This is a genomic window from Enterococcus sp. 125944, assembly GCF_051909435.1.
Lineage (GTDB): Bacteria > Bacillota > Bacilli > Lactobacillales > Enterococcaceae > Enterococcus_D > Enterococcus_D gallinarum.
In genome coordinates this window covers 69,808-82,709 of sequence record NZ_JBQASY010000015.1, presented here as the reverse complement: position 1 = coordinate 82,709, position 12,902 = coordinate 69,808, and the positions used below count along the sequence as shown (strand labels likewise).

Here is a 12,902-nt window from a genome sequence, read left to right as displayed (position 1 = left end):
GTTGCTGAATTGCCGGCTTGTTTCTGAGGCAACTTCTATTCGTTTGGTTTTTTTGTCTGTACTGGTTTTTTGTGCGAATCAATGCGTATTACTTTTAATTATTAAAAAACGATGATATTATGATAACATAATTAGAAAAATTAAATTTGAAGGTGGAAATTATGAATTGTGATAACATTGTTTTAGGAAAAGCGTATGAATGTAAACCGGTAGGTATGCAAAGGAGGATCATCGGTGAGGTAATCCGCAAAATGGAAAATTGTGTGGTGATGAGTGTCGTAAGATATGATGGCATTGATCATGATGAAATCGAGGAACGATGTGGAAGAGTCGTTGCTCGGTATAATGAAATCTATGGACCAGCTTTAGTCGAATGTTTTTTTAGTTAAAAAAAGACAGAAGCTTATTGTTTAAAAACAGGAAAATAATGAGCTCAACAATCAAAAATAACAATTTAATCAATAATGTTTACGATGTTAGCCAAATTTTTTCAGCAAAGAGTATCCTTTGCTGTCTGGGACAGTAACTTTCAAGGGCAGAATACTTGCCTAATAGTTACGGCTCCTATTTTCTGCTATCATCGTTTTTTGCATGCTGCGATAGACTGCCAGGCGGCCAATAAATTTCAATAAAGACTTAATGATGGTACAATAAATTAAAATCGTACGCCTGGAGGAGAATGTTATGAGAGCTGAATTAGTGATCTTAGAAGAAGAGGAGTTACTGTTTAAGCTTCCTAATGAACAAGGTTTATTACAAATTGCAGATCATGATCGTGTGACACAGCTTGATAATACTGTGTTTTTTCTTGTTAAGAATCATGCGGTAACAGCTATTACAACGGATACATTGCTGGACTTGACTCAGCCCCATGATCGAATCATTAGTATTACTCCTAGCTGGGAAATCCAGGCACCTTACCTTGCACATTATTATCAGGAGAAGTATGGTTTGTTGAAGAAAAAAAGTGAAGCGATCCCAGGTGAGCAAAGTGAGCTCATTGCAACTTGCGCAAAAAATTTTGACTTATTGTTAGATAAACTTGGCTATTACCAAAATACCACTTCCCTTGATCCAGTGAAAAAAACAAAAGCAAGGCATCAATGGAAAAAAGAATTGCAGGATCGACCTTTCTATATTGACTATCAAGGAAGTCAGGCAACTGTTTATTGGCAAAAGCGCAATGAAATGCGAATCGAAAAAGGGGCAAAATTAGCCGAAGAAATTCCATATAATAAAGACGGTTCCTTGGGATTTTCTGCTCGCTTAGGAGAAAAAATCCGCCAAGATCATCAAGCAGCGATTAAGGATCATTGCACGATAGAAGAAGTTATTTTAAAAAGTGTCAATGAGGTTGGTCTGTTTCTTTACTACGGAGGGACCAATGGTTGGTTGCAGTTAAAAGACCCATCCGGGCAGACACTCCACGAACTAACCGTGGTGGGCTGACACGACAAATACGCGATACGCAGTCGAAGGACAACGCTTGTCAGATGAAATGGATTCTCATCGGCAAGCGCTGCCCTTCTTTTTTAGCTGAACTTTCTTGAAATAAGTTTCAACTCAGTTCTTGCTGAAAGATACAAGTGAGTCGTCAAATAAGGAATAATCTTGTCCACTCTTGTTTATTACTACGGAAGGTTTTCCGTTTCCTTCTTTTTCTGCACGATAAGCTTCACGGTGTTTTTGCAAGTGTTCGGGCCGCTTTAGCCAGGCTTGGAAATGTTTCTTTTCTTGCCATTTTGAGACGAGTTGAAAATCGACTGATGCTTTTTTTTCGTTGATCCAACATTCAGATTGGAGACAGCCTTCAAACGTTTTCATCGAGGCGATATCTTTGCGGATCTTTTCTGAAAATGTTTCTTTTGCTTCTGCTAAAACTTCAAATGTCACAGTTTTGATATACATAACCAACACTCCTTTTTGTGGTAAATGCACGATTTGACTTTGCATCATCATTTTCCAATTAGTATAGCTGTAATTGAGAATGATTGTCAATTAGGTCGGTATTTTTCTTAGAAAATACTTGCCTAGTGAAAAAAGATGTTTCTTTCCTACCTAAGAACAGCTAGGAAAGATCTCTCCATAGGACCTTTCTCTAGGTATCTTTGAAGATTCTTTCAAGTAAGGGAATTTGACAGAAAGATTCGAATCACGGTAAACTTCACTTAACAAAACAGAATTTTTAGAATTATCTGAAAAATAGGAGGCGTCAAGAATGACAACCAAAGCAAGAGTTATCGGATCACTCATCGTTTGTAGTTTTTTTCTAGCAGCCTGTCAACAGCCGTCATCGAAAACCACAGATTCAAGCAAGTCAGCAAATGCCAATCAGCCAATGCTGAATGTTCAGTTTTCTGCTGAAATGGGGAGCGCCGATTTGTCGTTAGCAACCGATTCTTACAGTTTTATTACCTTGAACAATGCCTATGAAGGACTTTATCGTCTCGATGAAAACAATGAACCCGTGATTGCCGGTGCGAGTGAAGACGCAATGGTCAGTGAAGATGGGGTGGTGTACACGATCAAATTACGAGAAGATGCCAAATGGTCCAATGGGGAACCTGTCACAGCAGAGGATTATGTCTTTAGCTGGCAACGAACGGTTGATCCTGCTACCGCCTCCAACTATGCCTACATGCTAGCACCAGTCAAAAATGCTGCAGCTATTTCCGATGGAACGAAGGATAAAAGTGAACTAGGGATCGAAGCTGTCACGAGTCATGAATTGAAGATTACATTGGAAAAAGCAACGCCTTATTTTAAATCTTTACTCGCTTTTCCTACTTTTTTCCCGCAGAGTGAAGCGGTTGTTCAAGAACATGGGGATCAATATGCCTTAACAAGTGCGAATGCAGTCTACAATGGTCCTTTCACATTGGAGGATTATGACGGTCCAGGTACAGATATTCAATGGACACTCAAGAAAAATCCTGAGTATTGGGATGCAGAGTCAGTGAAGTTATCCGGAGTTCAGTTTGATGTCGTCAAAGAATCTTCAACTAGCTATAATTTGTATGAAAGCGGGCAAGCAGATGACATCACATTGAGTGGGGAATTGGCGATGCAAAATGTAAATCACAAGGATTATGTTGTTCAACCGAGCGCGACGACCCAGTATTTAGAAATGAATCAAGCAGCGGAGGACTCACCGTTTCGGAATGAAAAGTTGCGGCAAGCAATTTCCTATAGCCTTAATCGTCAGCAAATCGTTGATCAGATTTTAGGTAATGGGTCACTTCCAGCTGTTGGATTTGTTCCTTCTGATCTAGCCTTTAATCCTGAAACGAAAACAGATTTTGTTAAAGATGCAGGGACTTCGCTGCCTTATGATGAAGAACAAGCCAAGAAATTGTGGGAGCAAGCAAAATCCGAACTAGGAAAAGATACCCTCACCTTTGAATTACTCACCTCAGATACCGATCAATCAAAGAAATTAGCCGAATACATTCAAGGAACGCTTCAACAGACCCTTGAAGGATTGACTGTAGAAGTGACCAATGTTCCTTTTTCTGTGCGATTAGATCGTTCCAACAGCGGAGATTTCGAAATGGTCATGAACAATTGGATCGGTGATTATGCAGATCCGATCAATTTCTTGGAACTTTTCAAAAAAGATAGTTCATACAATCGCGGAAAATGGCTGGATGATACCTATGATAACTTGATTTCAGAAGCATCCGATGCATATGCCAACGATCCTCAAGCACGTTGGCAAAATATGGTGGAAGCTGAGCAGATTTTGAATGAAAAATTGGGCGTGATTCCATTATTTCAAAGCGCAGAGGCTCATTTACGTTCCCCAAAAATCAAAGGCTTAGTGGTCCATAGTGTCGGTGCAGCCTATGACTACAAGAATGTTTCCCTAGAGTAAAGAAACAAGCAGTAAGTTAGAAGAGATGGATCTTTCATCTTTCCCCAGATTGCACAAGCAAAAATGATCAATAAATCAGCAAAGGAGAACCTAGTGAAAAAAGCAGTCCAAGCAGCTATGACTTTTTTATGGAAACAGCCGCAGCAAAATGCAGTTTTAACAAAAATCAATGCGCAACCTTTAGAAGCAGTCCATTCGTTTTTATCAGCAGCAGATGCAATGACTCTCTATGAAGAGGACTTGGTTGATTCAGAGATTCTTTATGGGACCGTTGTCGAAGTCGTTCAAGAAAAAGAAGAATGGGCAGAAATCATTGTCTTAGACCAAGCAAGTAATAAAAATCCCCGAGGCTACCCAGGGTATGTTCCTAGCAACGTATTGACTGTCATAGACGAGAAATATGGATTGGGGAAAAATCAGAAGGTAGCAGTAATCAAACCAACTGCTGTCCTGCAATTCAAAGATCATCAAAGAATCCTTTCTTTCGGAACACTGCTGGATTGGCTTTTTGAGGACGCTGAGTGGTATCATGTGATGACACCTGAAGGACCAGCTGAAATTTCTAAAACACAAGCCCAACGAATCGATCAAGGAAACTCAACAACTCCCCGACAATTGATCGAGATGGCAGAACAATTTCTGGATTTGCCTTATGTATGGGCAGGGATCAGCAGCAGTGGCTTTGACTGCTCAGGGTTTATGTATAGTTTGCATCGGGTCAATGGTATTTTGATTCCTCGGGATACCATTGAACAAGCGCAAGCGGGTGTGCAGCGATCCTATGAACAGGCGCAGCCAGGTGATCTATTGTTGTTCGCATATGAAGAGGGAAAAGGAAAAGTCCATCACGTCGGTCTTTATTTAGGTGCAGACGAGATGATCCACTCACAGACCCCAGGCTCCAAAGTCATGAAAACAAAGATCACTGGTTCTGCTTATGAGCCGGAATTGGCAGTTGTCACTCGGTATATCGACTAGAAACAGCCGCAATAAGAAAGAATGAGGTAGAAATCGCAAGTGATAGAAACAAAAAAATAGCAGTAACCGAGGAAAGCCCACCATTTTTGCAGAATGCAGCAAGAAATGGCGGGCTTTTTGACCGATCAAAAAAAGAGATCAGTTATTAGCGACAATAAAGTCACCCATATCGTATCGATGCCGGGATTGTGAAAATTCAAAAGGTATCCCATTTTCTAAGTAAACCGTTTGCTCGACTTCTAAAATGGGGTCATTGGGGGAACAAATCAAATGCTGCTGGTCATAGATATCTGGACGGTCGGCTTTGATCCTTCGAATCGATGTGCCAATCGGTAAGTGCAATGTATTGGAAATATATTCATAAACGGAAGCTTTGAGAACCTCTTCGGTGATGCCGGGAATCACTGCGACTGGCATAATGGTATATTCCAGCGCGACCGGGACGTCATCCAATAATCGCAAACGAACAATATCATAAATTCGATCTTCTTTACCAAGTCTCAATTTTGATTGTTCTTGCTCATCAGCCAAAAGCGTATCAAAGGAAATGATTCTGCTTGTGAGTTTGCCAGTCTTTCCTAAGCGCTTGGTTAATCCGCGGTTCACTCGGGCGTTATAATCGAAGGTAGAATAGGCTTCACTGACAAAAGTGCCAGTGCCTTTTTTGGCATAGATGATTCCCTCTACTTGCAACAAATTCAACGCCTTTTGAATGGTTACTCGGCTAGTTTTATACGTAATGGCTAATTCAGTTTGTTTAGGCAGCTTCTGATTCTTCTCATACTTTCCATGACTGATTTGTGTACGAATATCTGCTGCAATATCATGATAGTAAGCCAAATCATTTCCTCCTTTTTTGAAGCATAATCGATTTTGCTGAGTATGTAAACCTCGACGTTTACATACTCAGCTTTTTGCTTCTTTCGACGATTTACAGAATGAAAAAAATCCAGTAAATTGAGATTGTAATCGGTTGCATTTGGTTTGTTTATTTTGGTTAATCAAAGAGGAGTTAGGAGGAGTAAAAATGGAAGGGTTTATGGATCGATTGGCAAATGGCTTAGGTAAAGTTGCTACGAGAATCAATAGTTGGCGGTACATCATGGTAATTAAGAACGCTTTTGCCGCTTTGATACCAGTCATTATCACAGGTGCCTTTGGGACCTTATTTTCAGCAATGGTTTTTGATTCGGAGAACGGCTTAGCAAAAATTGATGCGCTCAGCTTTTTAGAAAATCTAAAGCCGATCTCTTCGGCAGTCAGTTATGTAACACTTAGTTTTCTAACGATTTATGCTGTTTTTTTAATTGGGATCGAACTGGCAAAACTGAACAAAATCGATGGTGTTTTCCCTGGGATCATTGCAGTGATGTCTTACTTATCGGTCAATCCGATGGTTTTTGAATTCTTACATGAAGATGCTACTGTTATTGCCGAGAATGTTTTAGCGAAACAATATACAGATACGAAAGGTTTATTCTTGGGCATGTTCGTGGCAATCCTATCAATTGAACTTTATGCCTGGCTTTGCCGCCAAAAAAGATTGCAAATCAAGATGCCGGAAAGTGTTCCTGCCAATGTCTCAGCAAGTTTCTCGGCGCTTTTCCCTACAATATTAACAGTAACGATCATTGCGACAGTTGGCTTTGCTATCAAAGCCATCACAGGAATGTATGCTTACGATATCATTTATAATATTGTGCAAAAACCATTAGAAGGGATAGTACAAGGTCTGCCTGGTATCTTGTTGTTGATGTTTATTGCACAAGTTTTCTGGGTCATTGGTATCCACGGCAATCAGATGGTCAAACCAATTCGTGAACCATTACTGCTAGCGGCTATCGCCGTGAATACAGAAGCCTTTGAGGCAGGAAAAGAAGTGCCTAACATCATTACGATGCCATTCTGGGATATGTATATGAGTATGGGAGGATCAGGTGTCACCATTGGCTTGCTGATTGCTATCTTGATTGCAGGCAAGCGTGAAGATATGCGCCAAATCACGAAGCTGTCCTTAGCACCAGGCATTTTCAATATCAATGAACCTGTTATTTTCGGTATGCCGATCATGCTGAACCCGATCTTGGCGATTCCATTTATTCTGACCCCGATTATTACCGGCACGGTGGGTTATATTGCTACATCCATCGGTTTTGCAGCAAAAGCGGTTGTGATGGTACCGTGGCCAATGCCGCCAATCGTCAATGCCTACTTAGCTACAGCAGGAGACATCGGTGCAGTGGTCACACAAATCATCTGTATTTTATTATCGATCATTATTTATTTGCCATTCGTTATCGTAATGAATCGTTCAACGAACGAAGTGGCATAAAAAGGAGAGGCTTATGTTAATTGAAATACCAGAAACATTTATCTTAGGGGCCGCTTCTTCTGCTTGGCAGACAGAAGGCTGGCAAGGAAAAAAAGCGGGTCAGGATTCTTTCTTGGATCAATGGTATCAACAAGAGCGTTTTGTCTGGCATGAAGGCTATGGACCGGCCGTTGCAACGAACTTCATGGAACAGTATGGTGAAGACATTGAGCTGATGAAAGAGATTCATCTGACACATTATCGCACATCCATCAATTGGGCACGCTTTTTTACCGACTATGAGAAGTTGATCGTCGATGAAGAATATGCAGCCCATATCGATGCGGTGATCAATGCATTGATTGCTGCAGGAGTAGAACCCATGTTGTGTCTGGAACACTATGAATTGCCTGCCTACTTATTAGACACGTATGATGGCTGGAGTTCTCGGTATGTTGTCGAATTGTATAGCAAGTATGCAGCAATCGCCTTTGAACGTTATGGTGATCGGGTCAAGCACTGGTTCACTTTCAATGAACCTATCGTGATCCAGACCCGTTGCTATCTTGATGCGATTCGCTGGCCCCATGAACAAAATACGAAGAAATGGATGCAATGGAATTATCATAAAACATTAGCTTCTGCATTAGCGATAAAAACGTATCATGAAAAAGGCTATCAAGGCAGAATCGGCTGCGTATTGAATCCTGAAATGGTGTATGCTCGTTCTTCTTCGATAGAAGATCAGCAAGCGAAAAAAATGTACGATCTTTTCTTCAACCGAGTCTTTTTTGATCCGATGATTAAAGGCATTTATCCCGAAGAACTGATTGCATTATGTAAAGAGCATGATATTTATTTTGATCCTGCAAAAGAAGACTTAGAAGTGATCCAACAACATACGGTTGATTTTTTAGGAATCAATCAATACTATCCAAAGCGTGTGCGGGCACCTTATTATCAGTGGAATGCTGAAACACCGTTTCATCCGGAGCGATTCTATGAGAACTTTGATCTTCCCGGCAAACAAATGAATCGTTCTAGAGGGTGGGAAATCTATCCGAAAGTCATGTATGACATGGCAAACTACCTCAAAGAAAATTACGGCAACATTCCTTGGCTGATCACAGAAAATGGCATGGGTCGGGAGAATGAAGAGGCGTTCATGGATGAGAATGGTCAGGTAGTAGATGACTATCGGATCCAATTCATTTCCCAACATCTTTATTGGCTTTTAAAAGCAGTGGAAGAAGGGGCGAATTGCGAGGGTTATATGCTCTGGGCTTTTACCGACTGTATCTCACCGATGAATGCCTTTAAAAACCGTTATGGGCTGGTGCGGATCGAAAGAAATGCTGCCCGTACCCGTTCTTTGAAAAAATCAGCCTATTGGTATCGAGAATTAATTGATGAACGTCGCTTGTCCTATGAGGAATTGCCGCTTATTCTTTAAACTAAGTACATTAAGATTAGAGAAGCTGTGACAAATCTTTTGTCACAGCTCTTTGTGTATATTGCTTAAAAATCCAATTGATGAGGGGCTAATTTGTCCCAGTCAAAGGTCACACCAATTCCCGGTTCTTCTGGCGCGATAGCCATTCCATCCTCTGGATCAATCATCAGAGGGCGAGTGGTGTATTGATCGATCGGGAAACTATGCATCTCTAGGTATCCGGCATTAGGCATGGCAGCCAGCAGACTGACATGAAGCTCTTGCATGCCGTGAGTCGAGATACTGACATTATGCAACTGTGTCAATGCCGCAATTTTCAGCCAGCCAGTGATCCCTCCACAATTCGAGGCATCCGGTTGAGGAAAATCGACTTGACCATAAGATAACATATGAGCAAATTCAATTGGTGTTCGTAAATTTTCTCCGCCAGCAACTGCTATTTGACCTTCTTTAGCGATTCGAGCATATCCTTCGTAGTCTTCGGGAATCGTTGGCTCTTCCAAAAAGAGAATATCAAAAGGCGCCATCAATTTAGCGGCTTTGACGGCTTGTTCAACGGACCAGCTCATATTGGCATCCACCATAAAGGTAATATCGGGACCGATCAATTTACGAACGGCTTTGATGCGGGCGATATCTTCCGCCAGTGTTGCTTGCCCTAACTTGATTTTGACAGCCCGTAATCCCATATCCAAATATTTTTGATTGTTGGCTAATAATTTTTCTAATGGAAAATTCAAGTCAATGGCACCGCCATAGCAGTTTACTTTATTGCTGTGTCCTCCCAAAAGTTTATATAATGGTTCTCGTGCTTTTTTTGCACGCAGATCCCAAAGGGCAATATCACAGGCGGCAATGGCAAAGCTTGCTAGACCTCCTCGGGCAATGTAATGGATGCCCCAATTCATCTGTTCCCAAAGAGCTTCCACACAAGCAGGATCTTTTCCTAGCAGGATATGTTTCAGTTCTTTGTCGATCAATTTAGCGATCGACTCTCCTCCGAAACCACCCGTATACGTATAACCGATACCTTCTCTACCATCATCCGTGCGCACTTTGACGATTGGCACCTCAAAGTGAGTGTGTAATCCGTGTTTGGCATCTTCCATTAATTCTGGTAAGGGAATCCGATAGTAGGAAGTTTGGATTTCTGTGATCGTGGACATAAAATTCCTCCTTTTCCAATAATGTTAACGTGTGCATTATTATCTTAACATCCACGTGGTAAGAATTCAAGCGGTTTCATTTGTAGTTTGAGTTGTCAATCTCTTTCTATCATTGTAATAATCCTGTTTTTCCAGCGACCTTTAACCAAGTGATTCCGATCTGAAAAGGAGTCAAATTTCTTGGTAGGAACACGCTGAAATAGTTGAACTTCTGCGCAACCCAAGCTATGATGAACAAAAAGGAGATCACACATATGTGTACAAGTTTCACGCTGACTGCTCATGGACAGACTTTTTTTGCTCGGACGATGGACTTTGCATTTTTGCTAGACGGCGAACCAATCGTCATGCCACGGGGGTATCAATGGTCTTTACAACTAGGGGGACAGGTCACCAATACCTATGGCTTTGTTGGAACGGGCAAACAGTTAGAAGAATTTCTTTTTATTGATGGGGTCAATGAGAAGGGACTAACGATTGCTGAACTCTACTTTTCGAATGAAGCTGTTTATTGCGAATACACAGCGGAGAAAATAAACCTTGCACCCCATGAATTGTTACATTGGGTATTAGGAAACGTAGCAGACATCCCTGATTTGTACCAAAAAATCAGCAGGATCAATCTAGTACAGATAGAAACGGCGCTACTAGGTATCACAGTCCCATTGCATTTTATTGTAACGGATACTACCGGAAGATGTGTTGTCATTGAAACCAATCGTGGTTTTATCGAAATAAAAGAAAATCCAATCGGCGTGATGACTAACAGTCCAGAATTGGAGTGGCATGTAAAAAATATTGGCAACTATTTAGCTGCGAGACCTGCTAATTTTCCTCCCGCAACAGTCAATGGAGTAGAGGTGCTCCCCTTTGGTCTTGGAAATGGAACATCTATTTTACCGGGCGGATTGACTTCCCCTGAACGATTTGTTCGAACCGTTTATAACAAACAGTTTGTGAATGTAGGAGAGACTGCCGAAGAAACAGTCAATGCCATGTTCCATCTCTTAAATAATGCCACGATCCCCAAAGGACTGATGGTCGAAGATAATGGTCAATCTGAGTATACGCAGTATCGAGTGGTCTATAATGTGACAAATGGTACTTACTATTTCAATCCTTATGAAACCCAAGAAGTTTTTTCATTGCAATTGAAGAAAGAGTGGTTACAATTGAAACAGCCCCGGATTTTTGCGGTTTCCAAGAGTTTCACAACAAAAACGATGGTGTAATAATCGGCCACACAATGGTCGATGCAAAGATAGATAAGTAGAAAATAACTTAGTTTAACGAAGAGTCATCTCTCCAATTAAAAGATCCGCGGTGTGTCATTACCGCAGATCTTTTTTTCGTGTGATTTGCCGTCGAAATTTTTGTAGTAGGTAGCTGGGGAGTTTATCTATTCTGATGCTGAAAAAAACGGTTCAAAGGAAAAGCGTATTCTTATGATAATCGTTCATTGAAACTACGAGAAGAAAACAAGAAATAATTTTTTTACTTTCAGATATTAAAAAAAATCTTTGAAATACAATAAGTCCAGTAATTTTTTTTTATTTGAAAATAGTAAGGCGTCATTGATAACAACACTGGGAACTTTTGTTTCAGAAATCGGCTGATTCGTGATGATCAAATCAAAGGATTCCAAGTCATAGTTACCTAATTGCTCACCATTAATGGGCAGGATATCTGAACGAATTTTATGCAGATCAAGAATATCTTGAACATAGTAACTGATGTATTGACTGTGATTGATCCCCATATCGCTGATCACTAAGATCTTTTTTGACACCAAAGTCTGATTGATCTCCGGAAAAGAAGTCAATAACCAGAATACATAAGAAGACAAATAACTGATCAGATTCGTTTCCAACAATTCAGAAAAAAAATGCAGTTCTGCTTTGAGTCGTGCATACAATTGTCGCTGTGTAAATTTGATATGTCTTGTAAAAAAAGTGGCACGCTGTGTCAGCTCTGTCGTATCAAAAGGCAGTAATTGCGCATAGGAATAAAGACAAGTCAGCAAGTGTACAACGAAGTCGCCGACCTCGTCTGTGATTTGTTCCAACTGCAGAAAAGTATTGAAGGTCAAATTGTCACGTATCTTCTCACTGATCACAGATCTATTCTCTGAATAAAATTGCTGGAAAGCCCCTTTTTGAAAGTAGTCAATGACTGTTTGGCAAGACTCTAAACTAATACCACTCAAATGGCGTTTAATCAATGAATAGTCTTCATTACTGATTTTTGCTTTCACGGCTATCTTGGTGATAGGGCGTTGCCGAAATCCTTGACTCTCTCTTAACAAATCAACGATAAAATACATAATGAAAAAGTCATGTTCATAGCTGTTGTCCAAGCTGATACTATTCAAAATGCAGTGATTGCGCCGCATCACTTGTTTTAGTTCTTGTTTATCAAAGTGATAAGGCAAATCACAATGGCCATAATACATCAAAAAAAAGTAGGTCGTAAATATCCGCAGAGACAGCTCATCGTCCTGACTCGTTAACTGATACCCGCGATCCACAATGACCCGAAGTGAATAGGCAGCCAACACTTTATTGCAATGTTTTAGTTTTCGTGCAAAAGATGATCGACTGATATTGATTGCCTCACAATAATAATCGATCGTTTTGCCTGGCTGTTGAATAAATTCATGAAGGAGTTGTGTCGTTGTTGAAGTTCTCGCCATATCTGTGAGTATTTGAAGATACAATGTAGCATTGAAATTCTCTAGACGATACCCTAATTTATGCGATGTTTTGATGGTTAAAACATTTCCCCAGCGTTGCTTGATCTCTTCAATATATCGGATAAACGTTGATTCGCTGCTACCAATGTGTCTTGCAAGTTCTTTTTTAGTCATCCACTTATCAGAAATGGATAACACACGAATGATTTCTTCCATCTTCCGATAATTTTTCTCCAAAAACCTAATCATTTCATTTCCTCCCAAGTCCTTTACTTTAATAAAACAATCAACGAAACAATAACGCAATCTCAATAATGAAACCGCTTGGTATGAAAGCTGGTGTGATTTGATTCTTCCCTTCTATGTATACTTAGGTATCTGATTAGAATAACAAATTTCCAGCATGCAGGCTATTGGGATTTGCTATT

At 40.4% G+C, this 12,902-nt stretch carries 11 protein-coding genes; 7 read left to right on the top strand and 4 right to left on the bottom strand.

Going from position 1 to position 12,902, the window contains the following annotated elements; all coding sequences use genetic code 11:
* Positions 1-161: 161 nt before the first annotated feature.
* Positions 162-389 carry a hypothetical protein gene (locus ACTFWY_RS12865; protein WP_021149510.1) on the top strand — a complete coding sequence of 76 codons (228 nt, stop codon included), beginning with the start codon at positions 162-164 and terminating at the stop codon, positions 387-389.
* A gap of 295 nt (positions 390-684) precedes the next feature.
* On the top strand, positions 685-1,449 hold the full coding sequence (locus ACTFWY_RS12860; RefSeq protein ID WP_081131266.1) for a hypothetical protein: 765 nt from the start codon (positions 685-687) through the stop codon (positions 1,447-1,449).
* 114 nt (positions 1,450-1,563) lie between these two features.
* Here the strand turns inward: ACTFWY_RS12860 and ACTFWY_RS12855 are convergent, their stop codons facing one another.
* Positions 1,564-1,908: an antibiotic biosynthesis monooxygenase family protein gene (locus ACTFWY_RS12855; protein WP_081131300.1), complete on the bottom strand. Its 345-nt coding sequence runs from the start codon at positions 1,906-1,908 to the stop codon at positions 1,564-1,566.
* Positions 1,909-2,218: 310 nt separating this feature from the next.
* On the opposite strand from ACTFWY_RS12855, the gene ACTFWY_RS12850 reads away from it, so the two are divergent.
* Both ACTFWY_RS12850 and ACTFWY_RS12845 read left to right on the top strand, forming a co-directional pair.
* Complete coding sequence (locus tag ACTFWY_RS12850; RefSeq protein ID WP_208775172.1) at positions 2,219-3,874, top strand: peptide ABC transporter substrate-binding protein; 1,656 nt, start codon at positions 2,219-2,221, stop codon at positions 3,872-3,874.
* Positions 3,875-3,967: 93 nt separating this feature from the next.
* Positions 3,968-4,852, top strand: coding sequence for a C40 family peptidase (locus ACTFWY_RS12845; protein ID WP_003127735.1), 885 nt, complete (start codon positions 3,968-3,970; stop codon positions 4,850-4,852).
* Positions 4,853-4,990: 138 nt separating this feature from the next.
* Here ACTFWY_RS12845 and ACTFWY_RS12840 read toward each other — a convergent pair whose 3' ends face one another.
* Positions 4,991-5,692, bottom strand: a complete 702-nt coding sequence (locus tag ACTFWY_RS12840) for a GntR family transcriptional regulator (protein WP_005471968.1) — start codon at positions 5,690-5,692, stop codon at positions 4,991-4,993.
* Between the two features lie 187 nt (positions 5,693-5,879).
* On the opposite strand from ACTFWY_RS12840, the gene ACTFWY_RS12835 reads away from it, so the two are divergent.
* Both ACTFWY_RS12835 and ACTFWY_RS12830 read left to right on the top strand, forming a co-directional pair.
* A complete protein-coding gene (locus tag ACTFWY_RS12835) occupies positions 5,880-7,184 on the top strand; it encodes a PTS sugar transporter subunit IIC (protein WP_003127739.1) in 1,305 nt (434 codons plus the stop codon).
* 13 nt (positions 7,185-7,197) lie between these two features.
* A complete protein-coding gene (locus ACTFWY_RS12830) occupies positions 7,198-8,616 on the top strand; it encodes a glycoside hydrolase family 1 protein (RefSeq protein ID WP_113850069.1) in 1,419 nt (472 codons plus the stop codon).
* 65 nt (positions 8,617-8,681) lie between these two features.
* Here ACTFWY_RS12830 and ACTFWY_RS12825 read toward each other — a convergent pair whose 3' ends face one another.
* Positions 8,682-9,782 carry a mandelate racemase/muconate lactonizing enzyme family protein gene (locus tag ACTFWY_RS12825; RefSeq protein ID WP_003127741.1) on the bottom strand — a complete coding sequence of 367 codons (1,101 nt, stop codon included), beginning with the start codon at positions 9,780-9,782 and terminating at the stop codon, positions 8,682-8,684.
* 254 nt (positions 9,783-10,036) lie between these two features.
* On the opposite strand from ACTFWY_RS12825, the gene ACTFWY_RS12820 reads away from it, so the two are divergent.
* A complete protein-coding gene (locus tag ACTFWY_RS12820; protein ID WP_103301281.1) occupies positions 10,037-11,014 on the top strand; it encodes a choloylglycine hydrolase family protein in 978 nt (325 codons plus the stop codon).
* Between the two features lie 275 nt (positions 11,015-11,289).
* On the opposite strand, the gene ACTFWY_RS12815 is transcribed toward ACTFWY_RS12820, so the two are convergent.
* Complete coding sequence (locus tag ACTFWY_RS12815; RefSeq protein WP_081131270.1) at positions 11,290-12,723, bottom strand: helix-turn-helix domain-containing protein; 1,434 nt, start codon at positions 12,721-12,723, stop codon at positions 11,290-11,292.
* Between the last annotated feature and the right edge of the window lie 179 nt (positions 12,724-12,902).